Source organism: Burkholderia sp. Se-20373, assembly GCF_017104705.1.
In the GTDB taxonomy this organism is placed as follows: Bacteria; Pseudomonadota; Gammaproteobacteria; order Burkholderiales; family Burkholderiaceae; genus Burkholderia.
In genome coordinates this window covers 52,520-62,510 of sequence record NZ_JAAGPH010000033.1, presented here as the reverse complement: position 1 = coordinate 62,510, position 9,991 = coordinate 52,520, and the positions used below count along the sequence as shown (strand labels likewise).

The window sequence follows — 9,991 nt, the reverse complement described above, 5'->3', positions numbered from 1 at the left end:
GCGCCGCGCGGTCAGCGGGCACCTGATCGTGTCCGCGCCGGCCGCATTCGGGCGCAAGCACGTCGCGCCGCACGCCCCCGGCTTTCTGGCCGACAAGCCCGAGATGCAGCTGTCGTTCAACCTGACCCGCGACGTCGAACAGGTCCTTGACCGACACCGGGATGCCCGCGAGCGGCGACAGCACGGTGCCCGCGGCGCGCAGCCGGTCGTGCGCGTCGGCGGCCGCGCGCGCGTTGTCGGCATCGACTTCGGTGAAGACGACCGCGCCCTGGCCCGACGGATCGGCGATCCGGTCGAGCGCGGTGTCGACGAGCGCGCGGCTCGTGGTCCGGCGGGCGGCGAGGTCGGCGGCGAGCTGGGCGAGCGGGGGGAAGGGCGTGAAAGTGGTCATGGGCGGCTCAGGGGCGAAGATGTTGAAGAAGCGTGGAGCGGAACGAATCGATATGACTTTCAACGGCCGCGCGCGCGCCGGCGGCGTCACGCGCGGACAGCCGATCGAACAGTTCGCGATGCTCGTGCTGGACGTCGGCGAGATGGTGAGGTTCGGATAGCGTGACGAACCAGAAGCGCAGCGAGCGCTCATGCAGCCCGCGCAGGATGTCGGCGAGGACGGCATTGCGCGCGGCCGCGGCGATCGCCTGGTGGAAGGCGCGGTCGAGTGCCATCATGCCTTCGACGTCGTGCGTGTCGACACAGGCCTGCCCGTCGTCGAGCAGCGCGGCGAGGCGCGCGAGATCGTCGGGCGTTGCATGGCGCGCGGCGAGTTCCGCGCAGTGCGCTTCGTTGATGCGCCGCACGTCGATCACCGCGACGATGTCGTCGAGCGACAGCGGCTGCACCATCAATCCCTTGCGCGGCATCACGGAAAGCAGCCCTTCGAGCACGAGCCGATGCACGGCCTGGTGCACCGGCGTGCGGCCGATGCCGGTGCGGGCGACGAGATCGGCTTCGTTGAGGGCGGCGCCGGGCTTCAGGCGCATCGTGATGATGTCGTGCTGGATCAGCGCATACGCGCGGTCGGCGAGGCTCGCCGTCGGTGCGGCCGGGTGCTCGTGGGTGACGTCGGCGAGGGCATTCATGCGGGGGGCGGCGCGGCGGCCGGACGGGGCGCGATCATGGCGCAGGCGCTCGGGAAGCGTGGACGATGCGTGGATATTATTGTGATATATCACTGATGTCCAGTACCGGTCGCGAAGCATCGGCGTTGCTGGCGCGTGGGTGACGGCGCTCCCCGACGCAGTTTCCCGCCGACTTGCAACAATATCGACAGGATGTTGCAGGTTTGCCGCTCGATCGTGCGCTGAAGCATAATGAATCCTCGTTTATCCATACGCGTGAGCGACGTACCAGACCATCGTCATGAGCGAAAACACGCCTTCCCCGGCCGGTCTGCCCGGCACCTCCTCCGTTTCTTCCGATTCACCCCGTACCGATCCGGCGAAAGCGCCCGATGCGCCGGCCGCCCAGGCCGCCGCGCACAACGTCGCTGCCGACGGTGCGTCACCGGTTACGGCTGCGTCCGAGCCGGGCGCGCCCGGGGCGACAGGCGCCGCCATCGATGGCGCTGCCGCCGCCGCGACGCCGAAGGCTGGCACGCCGCCACCCGGTTTCGGCGCGCAGCCTGATTTCGACACGCCGCGTCCGCCGCCCGCGAGCGCGCAGAATGCGCCGCCGGCCTATCTGAAGCAGAGCGACACGCCGTGGTCGGTATTCGGCCGGATCGTGGCCGCCCGCGCCCGCCGGCTGTTCGACCGTGCCGGCCAGCGCATCACGCAGCGCACGCTGCGCATCGGCGTGTCGGCGCGGATCTTCCACCCGGAACCGGGGGCGAAGGGGCTGCGAGGCAAGACGCTCCAGTACCTCGAGGAATCGATCGCGCACTGGGTGATGTCGCGCGACGTGCTCGTGTTCATGATTCCGACCGTCGGCCATCAGGGCATGATTCATCCGAGCAACATCCGCCTGCGCGACTACGCGAAGCATCTCGACGGCCTGCTGCTGCAGGGCGGCGCAGACGTATCGCCGCAAACCTACGCCGCGTCCGACGCCCGCCCCGAATGGCCGGGCGATCGCGTGCGCGACATGTACGAGCTCGAGCTGCTGCACGAGTTCGTCGAGTCCGGCAAACCCGTGCTCGGCGTGTGCCGCGGCTGCCAGCTGATCAACGTCGCGTTCGGTGGCTCGCTGTACCAGGACATCGCCACCGACGTGCCGACCGCGAATGCGCACGTGAGCGAGCATTACGACCAGCATCGTCACGCGATCCGCTTCCCGGATTCGTCGACGCTTGCGAGCATGTTCCCGGGGCGCAGCGAAGCGATCGTCAACTCGATCCACCATCAGGCGATCCGCGATCTCGGCCGCGATCTGAACATCGAGGCCGTGTCGGCCGGCGACGGGATCATCGAAGGCATTCGCCATCGCCGTTCGCCGTTCGTCGTCGGCGTGCAGTGGCACCCCGAGTTCCATCGGGCCGGCGGGTCGGAGCTGCTCGACTGCACGCCGCTGCTCGATGCATTCCTGCGCGCGGCACGCGAAACCCGCCTGTAGCAAGCCGCAAGATTCGCGTCGTACGAAGGCCGGCCGCATCCCGACAAATTCGAGATGCGGCCGTTTCGTTTTGAACGATAATCGCGAGTTCCGATTCGTTTGCCGGAGTCTGACGTTGGCTTTCCGAAATTTTTCCCCTGCACGATGTGCCACGTGGATCGTTGCGCTGGCTGCCTGCGCGCAAGCGGGCGCGGCCTGGTCCGCCGACGCGACGGCGCCCGCCGCCGGTACGCGTCCGGCGGTCACGAGCCTGCGCGGCGACACGGCGGCATCCGCCGCGGCTCCCACGGATGCCTCCGCACAAGGCAACGTCGCGGAGCTGACGCAGATGCTGCACGACGGCCGGATCGTCGAGATGCGCACGACGTACAACGGCAGCTACGGTGCGAGCCTGATGTTCGACCCGCGCGAGATGACGTACTACGTCGCGCTGTTCCAGGACAAGCATCTGTGGCGCGTGATCCGGTCGCAGGAAAAGACCCGCGCGGAGATGGTGTACGCGAACTTCGTTCAGCAGACCGTACAACTCGCCGATATCGAAATCCGCCGTACCGAGCTGGAGGCGCAGAAGGCGTTTCTCGAGCGCGTGATCGCGCTGCAGGCGAATCGTGCGCAGCAGTTGCAGGCCGACTTGAGCGTTGCGCGCAGCCAGCAGGCTGAAGTCGCGCAGCGGCAGCGCTCGGCGCAGGAGCAGGCGCAGGCGCTGCAGGTCGAGAAGCGGGCTGCACAGATGCAGCTGCGCGATCTGCAGGAGCAGGTGCGACAGCTCGAGAAGCAGACCGAGACGGGGCTGCCCGCGCACAAGTAACGAGTCGTCAGACGGACGCAGAGACGAGCAAAACCCGGCGAAGCAGGCTTCGCCGGGTTTTTTTATGACCGGGCCGTCAGCGCGCGAATGCGTCCGGCGTATCGGTCAGGCGGCGGTGGGACAGCTGCGCCGTCCAGTCCGCACCGGTGGCGGGCGCGTGCGTTGCGCGGACAGGCTCGGTAGCGCGCAGCGCGCTCGCCATCGCGATCAGCGTGAGCGGATCATCGAGCGTATCGCGCGTATCGCCCGTTGCACGCGGCAATGCGGCGAGCCGATCGCGGGCGCGGGTGTCGACCGTGCTGCCGCGGATCGGCGGCAGCGTGGCCATCCGCATCACGGTTGGTGTTCGGACCGGTACCGCCGCCATGCGCTTGCTGCCCGAGCGCGGCGATGCGGCAGTGGCGGCTGGCGGCACGCCGGGTGTTGCCTTCCGACGAAGCGATGCGGGAGGACGCGCGACCTGGTGCATGGCCGGCAGCGGCTCGGCCGTTGTCGCGACAGGCGCGGCCATCTTGCGCTGCGGAGGCGCGCTCGTCGACGTGGGCGGCTGAACCGCAGCGACCCGCACGGCCCCGGATGACGTAGCGTGATCCGGTACGCCACCGGCCGCGTGAATCGCGTAGGCAGGCCCGAACCCTGCAATCGGTTCATAGGCGGCAATCAGCCAGCCGATGATGCCGAGCGCGCCGATACTCCAGCCGATCGCGTACTTCGCACGCCGGTCGCGAAAGCCGCCGGCGATACGGCGGGAGCACGGGTCCGCAGTGGCAGGCAGTGCCACCGGCGACCCGGCACGCGTCGGTGCCGACGCGTTGATGGGCAGCGGCTGCCAGTGGCATGCGCGGTGCGGCCGGTCCACGTCGATGCAGGACGTCGTCAGTGTCGCGAGGCAGTGCTTGCCGGGCCGCGCACCGGCGGCGCCGCGAAAGGTCCAGTCGCGGCCGAACGACGGCACGTGATCGAGCGGAGCGACGCGGGGGCGGGCGAGAGCGCCTGCAACGGGGACGAGGGGCGATGGGGTCATGAGGGCGATGCGCCATGCGACACGGGCAACCGTGCCGGTGCGGCGCCGAACTGTGGTTGCAAATCGGGACATTGTGGTCAGCCGGCGACGGCCGGTCGATCAGATCAATCTGATTTTTGCTGTCGTTTCGGGACGACTCGTACGAGGAGAACGCCGCGACCCCACCGGCAGGGGCGGCACAAGGCAAATGTCGGGTTGGCGTGGCATGATGCGCGAACCATGCCGGTGCGCGCGTCGTCGCGCGGTGCGCCGCCGGCGGGCAGCGATGCCCGTGCGCGCCGGCCCGGCGCCGCGTGCGTCGTCGGATCCATGCGGCGCGGATTCGCGCCATCCGAGCTGAGCGAGAAAAACATGTCCACAGCGTCACACGCCATCGCGCAGGAATCGAAAGTCCGCACCGTGTTCCGGGTCGTCAGCGGCAACTTCCTGGAAATGTACGACTTCATGGTCTACGGCTATTACGCGTCGGCCATCGCGAAAACCTACTTTCCGAGCGGCAATGCATTCGCGTCGCTGATGCTGTCGCTGTCGGTGTTCGGCGCGGGCTTCCTGATGCGGCCGGTCGGCGCAATCGTGCTCGGCGCTTACATCGACCATCACGGCCGCCGCAAGGGGCTGATCCTGACGCTCGGGCTGATGGCGATCGGCACGCTCGCGGTGGCCGCGATACCCGGCTATGCGACGATCGGCGTGCTCGCGCCGGTGCTCGTGCTGCTCGGTCGGCTGCTGCAGGGTTTCTCGGCCGGCGTCGAACTCGGCGGCGTGTCGGTCTACCTGTCGGAGATCGCGACGAAGGGGCACAAGGGGTTCTATACGTCGTGGCAGTCGGGCAGCCAGCAGGTGGCCGTCGTGTTCGCCGCGCTCGTCGGCGTGCTGCTGAACCGCGCACTGCCGGCCGAGGAGATGACCGCGTGGGGCTGGCGCATTCCGTTCCTGATCGGCTGCCTGATCGTACCGTTCCTGTTCCTGATCCGTCGTTCGCTGAAGGAGACCGACGAGTTCCTCGCGAAGCGTCATCGTCCGACGATGGGCGAGATCATGCGCTCGATGCTCGACAATTGGGGCGTCGTGGTGGCGGGCATGGGGATGGTGATCATGACGACGGTGTCGTTCTACATGATCACCGCCTATACGCCGACGTTCGGCAAGGAAGTGCTGCACCTGTCGTCGCTTGATGCACTCGTCGTGACCGTCTGCGTGGGGATCTCCAATCTCGTGTGGCTGCCGCTGTCCGGTGCGTTGTCCGACCGCATCGGTCGCCGCCCGGTGCTGATCGCGTTCACGGTGCTGACGCTGTTGACGGCTTACCCGGCCGTGCTGTGGCTCGTCGGCGATCCGTCGTTCCTGCGGCTGCTCGCGGTCGAGCTGTGGCTATCGTTCCTGTACGCGTCGTACAACGGGGCGATGGTCGTCGCGCTGACCGAAGTGATGCCGGCCGACGTGCGCACGGCGGGGTTCTCGCTTGCATACAGCCTGGCGACGACGATCGGCGGCTTCACGCCCGCGATCTCGACGCTGCTGATTCATCAGACCGGGAACAAGGCGGCGCCGGGGTTGTGGCTGAGCGTTGCCGCGATTTGCGGGTTGATCGCGACACTCGTGCTGTATCGCACGGCCGAGGCGCGCAACCAGTACAAGGCGGCCTGACCGGCAGCGGTATGACGCGCGGCGCCGGCCGCACACCATGCAATGAAAAAGGGAGCGCGGCGCGCTCCCTTTTTTCGTCTGCGTTCAGGCTTCGCGCAGCATGCCGGCAACCGCGGCCGCCACGTCGTGCCATTCGCCCGGCGCGGGCTGGCGGGCGAGCCTGGCCTGCGGATACCACGGGCAGTCGTCGCCGGTGAACCAGCGCCAGTCGGGCGCGAACGGCAGCATCACCCACAGCGGCTTGCCGAGCGCGCCGGCGAGGTGCGCGACCGCCGTATCGATCGTGACGACGCCGTCGAGCCGATCGATCAGCGCGGCCGTGTCGGCAAAGTCGTTCAGCCGGCCGTCGAGCCGATGCACGCGCGGATGCGCGTCGACGCGCGCGCGTTCGTCGTCGTCGAGTGCGGGCTGCAGCACGATCCAGTCGATGTCCGGCAGCGCGAGCAGCGGTGCGAGCGCGTCGAACGGCATCGAACGGTTTTCCTGCGCCTGCCGGCGCCCCGACCACGCCAGGCCGAACTTGCGCTTCGACTGGCCGCCGAGCGAGCCGCGAAAGCGCCGGCCGGCGCCGTCGGGGGCGTCGAGGTAGCGCGCGCCCGCGACGATGTCCTCCTTCGTTTGAAGACCGAGCAGGAACGGCAGGCTCATCAGCGTGCACGCGACATCGGCGGCAGGCTGTTTTGCCGCGCCCAGCGCGACGAGCGTCACGCGCCAGCGCGCCGCGGCCGGCGCCAGCAGCGTAACCAGTTCCGGCTGGACTTCGAGCACGATACGCGCGCAGCGTGCGCGGGCGAGCGGCACGAAGCGGACGAACTGCAGCGTGTCGCCGAAGCCCTGTTCCGCGCGGATCAGCAGCGTGCGCGACGCAATCGGCTCGCCTTGCCAGCGTGGCAGCGCGCCGAGCGGCGTCGCGCCGGGCGTATCGTGGCGCGCTTCGTAGGTGGGCAGGCCGCGCGTGAAGTCGCCGAGCGTCAGCAGCGTGACCGCGCGGTGCAGCCGTGCGAGCGTGAGATCGGGCGCGACGCGCAGTGCCTGGTCGAAGGCGCGCAGCGCCATCTCGTGCGCGCCGAGCGCGCGATGTGCGTTGCCGAGATTCAGCCAGGCCAGGCTGAACGACGGATCGAGCCCGACCGCACGCTCGTAGTAGGGCAGCGCGTCGCGGTGGCGGGCCTGCGCGCTCAGGGCGTTCGCGAGCCCGAACAGCGCGAGCGGAAACGGCGGATGCAGCGCGAGCGCGGCTTCGAACGCGGCGGCCGCCTCCGCATGCCGGCCGACTGCATCGAACGTGTTGCCGAGATTGAAATGGGCGGCAACGAAGCGCGGCTGCGCGGCGATCGCGGCCTGGAAGTGCGTGATTGCGTCGTCGGCGCGGCCCATCGCGTTCAGCGCCATCGCGAGGTTGTTGTGCGCGCCCGCATGCCCGGGCCGCAGCTCGAGCGCGCGATGGAACGCGGCGAGCGCGTCGTCGTGGCGGCCGAGCGCGTTCAGCGCGTTGCCGAGATTGTTGTGGATCGAGGCATCGTCGGGCGTGAGCCGCAGCGCGCGGCCGAATGCGTCGATCGCGTCGTCATGGCGCTGCAGCGCCGCATACGCGTTGCCGAGGTTGTAGTGCGCGAGCGGAAATTCGGGTGCGAGCGTCAGCGCATTGCGAAAGCGGTCGACTGCTTCGTCGAGCCGGCCGAGCGCCTTCAGCGCGTTGCCGAGATTGAGCTGCAGCGCGGCATCGCCCGGCCGCAGCGCGACGGCGCGGCCGACGAGATCGGCCGCCTCGGCATGCTGGCCCTGCTGGTGCCGCAGGACGCCGAACAGATGCAGCGCGTCGGCGTCGGCGGGATTGGAGGCGAGCGCGTTGCGATAGCCGTGCTCGGCCTCGGCGAGGCGGCCCGCGCGGTGTGCGGCATACGCCCGGTCGAATGCGGAATCCATAACGCGAAAACTGGCGGAAAGCGCGTATTTTCCCACACCGCGCGATGGTGCCGCGCGTCGGCCGATCGGCATATGGCCCCGTCACGCGGAGCGGCGTAGACTTGCAGGGTCGCGTGTCATCGAGGTTCTCATGGCTGACACACTGCCCGATATCCCGCCCGTGCTGATCGTCGGCGCGGGGCCGACCGGCCTTGCCGCGGCGATGAGCCTCGCGCGAGCCCGCGTGCCGGTGCGCATCATCGATCGGCTCGCCGCGCCCGCGCCGCATTCGCGCGCGATCGGCATCCAGGCGCGCACGCTCGAACTGCTGGAGCAGCATCGCGCGGTCGAGCCGTTTCTCGCGCTCGGTCATCGTGCCCATGCGGCCGAGTTGCATGCCGACGGCCGCGTGATTGCGCGGCTCGATTTCGATCCGTTGCAAACGCGCTATCCGTACCTGCTGTTTCTCGACCAGACCGTCACCGAGCGCCTGCTTGCCGAACATCTGGCCCGGCTCGGCGTGACGGTCGAGCGCGGCGCGACGCTGACCGCGTGCGAGGCGGGCGGTGCGTCGCTCGACGTGTCGATCCGCTGCGCCGACGGCCGCGACGAATCGTTCGCGCCGTCGTACCTGATCGCCGCCGACGGCGCGCACAGCACGGTCAGGCATCTGCTCGGCCTGGGCTTCGCCGGGCATGCGTTCGAGCAGACCTTCCTGCTCGCCGATTTCGCGGCGATACCCGACTGGCCGGACGAAGAGATCCACCTGTTCACGACATCCGAAGGCATCGCCGGCCTGTTTCCGATGGGCGGCGGACGTTACCGGCTCGTGGCCGACCGCCCGCCCGGCAGCGACGCGTCGCCCGATGCGCCGACCCCGTCGCTCGCGGAATGCGACGCGATCGTGCGTGCCCGTGTCGGCGTGTCGATCTCGCCGAGCGATCTCGCGTGGTCGTCGTATTTTCATCTGCACAGCCGGATGGTCGACCGGCTGCGTCACGGCCGCGTGTTCTTCGCGGGCGACGCCGCGCACGTCCACAGCCCGGCCGGCGCGCAGGGCATGAACACCGGCATCCAGGAGGCGTTCAATCTCGGCTGGAAGCTTGCGCGCGTGCTGGGCGCGGGCACGCCCGAGCGGTTGCTCGACACGTATCACGCGGAACGTCATCCGATCGAGCGCGACGTGTTGCGGCAGACCGGTTTCGTCACGCAGATCGTCGAAGCCGAGCGTGGCGCGATGAAGCTGCTGCGCGATCACGTCGTGCCGGTGCTGGCGTCGTTCGGGCCGATGCGCGACGCGGTGCGGCGCACGGTCAGCGAGCTCGGCGTGCAGTACCGGAAGAGTCCGCTGACGCTCGAGCGCGTGCTCGATGGCGGGCCGCGCGCAGGCGAGCGGGCCCCCGACGCGCGCGTGCGGGTGCTCGACGGACCGCTCGGTCAGGCGCCCGGAACGGCGCGGCTATACGACCTGCACGATCCGGCGAGCTTCACGTTGCTGCTGCTGGAAGAGCCGGTGAATGCCGACACCGGCGCGGTGCCGCCGATGCCGGCCGATGCGCAGGCGCTCGTGCAGGGGCTCGACCGGATCATGCCGGATGCGGTGCGCGTCTGGCGCGTCACCGATGCCGAAGGCGGCGATACCGGGCTCGCGCAGGAATACGGCCGCTCGCGGCCGTCGTTTTACCTGCTGCGGCCGGATGGTTACGTCGCCGCGCGCGGGCGCACGGCGACCGACGCAAACGCGCTGCTGCGCCATTGCGAAAGCTGGTTCGCGGGCATGTCGCGGTCCGCGTAGCGGTGCCGTCAGGCGCTCGCCGCGGCAGGTACGAGCGACGCGCGGTGAACGGCGATCGCGTCGCGCACGATCGGTGCCGCACGTTGCCCGGCCTCGCTCGACGGATCGTCGAGCGCCGCGAGCAACGCGCGGCGCATCCGCGGTTCCCAGAAGCGCCGGATATGGTCGGCGATGCCGGTCAGCGCTTCGTCTCGATCGGGCATCGATTCGAAGAATGCGCCGATCTGGTTGGCCATGTCGATCAGGTGTCCGTTGTCCATCG

General features: G+C 69.3%; 9 protein-coding genes. 4 read left to right on the top strand and 5 right to left on the bottom strand.

Annotated elements, in window-relative coordinates:
• Both G3N96_RS14055 and G3N96_RS14050 read right to left on the bottom strand, forming a co-directional pair.
• The coding region (locus G3N96_RS14055) for an amidase family protein (protein ID WP_241022630.1) at window positions 1–391 on the bottom strand (391 nt) is incomplete at its 3' end.
• Window positions 392–398: 7 nt separating this feature from the next.
• Window positions 399–1,079, bottom strand: coding sequence for a GntR family transcriptional regulator (locus G3N96_RS14050; RefSeq protein ID WP_206137573.1), 681 nt, complete (start codon window positions 1,077–1,079; stop codon window positions 399–401).
• Between the two features lie 280 nt (window positions 1,080–1,359).
• Here G3N96_RS14050 and G3N96_RS14045 point away from each other — a divergent pair, with 280 nt between their 5' ends.
• Together G3N96_RS14045 and G3N96_RS14040 are read left to right on the top strand one after the other, a co-directional pair.
• Entirely contained in the window at window positions 1,360–2,550 is a 1,191-nt protein-coding gene (locus G3N96_RS14045; RefSeq protein WP_206137572.1) for a type 1 glutamine amidotransferase, read from the top strand.
• Between the two features lie 115 nt (window positions 2,551–2,665).
• Window positions 2,666–3,358: a DUF2968 domain-containing protein gene (locus G3N96_RS14040; RefSeq protein ID WP_124576032.1), complete on the top strand. Its 693-nt coding sequence runs from the start codon at window positions 2,666–2,668 to the stop codon at window positions 3,356–3,358.
• Window positions 3,359–3,434: 76 nt separating this feature from the next.
• Here G3N96_RS14040 and G3N96_RS14035 read toward each other — a convergent pair whose 3' ends face one another.
• A complete protein-coding gene (locus G3N96_RS14035; RefSeq protein WP_206137571.1) occupies window positions 3,435–4,382 on the bottom strand; it encodes a hypothetical protein in 948 nt (315 codons plus the stop codon).
• A 351-nt stretch (window positions 4,383–4,733) separates the two neighbouring features.
• Here G3N96_RS14035 and G3N96_RS14030 point away from each other — a divergent pair, with 351 nt between their 5' ends.
• A complete protein-coding gene (locus G3N96_RS14030; RefSeq protein WP_124576030.1) occupies window positions 4,734–6,029 on the top strand; it encodes an MFS transporter in 1,296 nt (431 codons plus the stop codon).
• A gap of 84 nt (window positions 6,030–6,113) precedes the next feature.
• Here the strand turns inward: G3N96_RS14030 and G3N96_RS14025 are convergent, their stop codons facing one another.
• On the bottom strand, window positions 6,114–8,027 hold the full coding sequence (locus tag G3N96_RS14025) for a tetratricopeptide repeat protein (protein WP_206137570.1): 1,914 nt from the start codon (window positions 8,025–8,027) through the stop codon (window positions 6,114–6,116).
• 58 nt (window positions 8,028–8,085) lie between these two features.
• Between G3N96_RS14025 and G3N96_RS14020 the strand changes: the two genes are divergently transcribed.
• Window positions 8,086–9,729 (top strand): FAD-dependent monooxygenase, encoded by a 1,644-nt coding sequence (locus G3N96_RS14020; RefSeq protein WP_206137569.1) that lies wholly within the window; start codon window positions 8,086–8,088, stop codon window positions 9,727–9,729.
• Between the two features lie 8 nt (window positions 9,730–9,737).
• On the opposite strand, the gene G3N96_RS14015 is transcribed toward G3N96_RS14020, so the two are convergent.
• Complete coding sequence (locus G3N96_RS14015) at window positions 9,738–9,989, bottom strand: formate dehydrogenase subunit delta (protein ID WP_047850534.1); 252 nt, start codon at window positions 9,987–9,989, stop codon at window positions 9,738–9,740.
• Between the last annotated feature and the right edge of the window lie 2 nt (window positions 9,990–9,991).

Bases quoted from the DNA above. Each gene is read 5' to 3' on its own strand.
- G3N96_RS14030 (WP_124576030.1), top strand. From the start codon at position 4,734: ATGTCCACAGCGTCACACGCCATCGCGCAGGAATCGAAAGTCCGCACC.
- G3N96_RS14045 (WP_206137572.1), top strand. From the start codon at position 1,360: ATGAGCGAAAACACGCCTTCCCCGGCCGGTCTGCCCGGCACCTCCTCC.
- G3N96_RS14025 (WP_206137570.1), bottom strand. From the start codon at position 8,027: ATGCCGATCGGCCGACGCGCGGCACCATCGCGCGGTGTGGGAAAATAC.
- G3N96_RS14050 (WP_206137573.1), bottom strand. From the start codon at position 1,079: ATGAATGCCCTCGCCGACGTCACCCACGAGCACCCGGCCGCACCGACG.
- G3N96_RS14035 (WP_206137571.1), bottom strand. From the start codon at position 4,382: ATGACCCCATCGCCCCTCGTCCCCGTTGCAGGCGCTCTCGCCCGCCCC.
- G3N96_RS14015 (WP_047850534.1), bottom strand. From the start codon at position 9,989: ATGGACAACGGACACCTGATCGACATGGCCAACCAGATCGGCGCATTC.
- G3N96_RS14020 (WP_206137569.1), top strand. From the start codon at position 8,086: ATGGCTGACACACTGCCCGATATCCCGCCCGTGCTGATCGTCGGCGCG.